Raw genomic sequence first — 527 nt, forward strand, 5'->3', positions numbered from 1 at the left:
CAGAAGCAGTTAAATCCAGTGAGGATACGGCCAAAGGAAAAATAAATCAGGTCGAAAATGATGCATCACTTCAATCTGCTAAAGATCAAGGCTTAAATAACATCCAACAAGCTAAGAAGGACGCTCTTGACCAAGTTAAGAACTTAACTAATGTTGATGACGATACCAAGAATCAGCTAAATAGTGAAATAAATGATGCTTATGATGCAGCTAAAGACAAGATTGAAAATCCCGACCCAGCAACGGCAGACCAAGTTAAAACGAACGCTCAAGAAGGCGTGACAAACATCAACAATGTGGTTAGTGATCTTAATGTTGCCAAAGAGACAAATAAACGGAAACTTACCCAATATGCCGAAAAGGCAATTGACCGCATTGATGCTAATACGGACTTAACGGCTGATGATAAGACAAAAATAGAACAAGCTATTAAGGATGCTCGCGATAAAGGAATAACAAATATTGATGCAGTTACAACCACGGTAGCTGATGTTGAGGCAGCAGAAAAAGAAGCTGAGGAAAACATT

The 527-nt window shown here is 38.9% G+C and carries 1 protein-coding gene; it reads left to right on the forward strand.

What is annotated here, in order from left to right:
• On the forward strand, positions 1-527 hold a 527-nt coding region (locus tag J3U73_RS10870), incomplete at both ends, for a hypothetical protein (protein ID WP_267410443.1).

Origin of the sequence: Lactobacillus sp. B4005, from assembly GCF_026536045.1 — a bacterium.
Lineage (GTDB): Bacteria > Bacillota > Bacilli > Lactobacillales > Lactobacillaceae > Lactobacillus > Lactobacillus panisapium.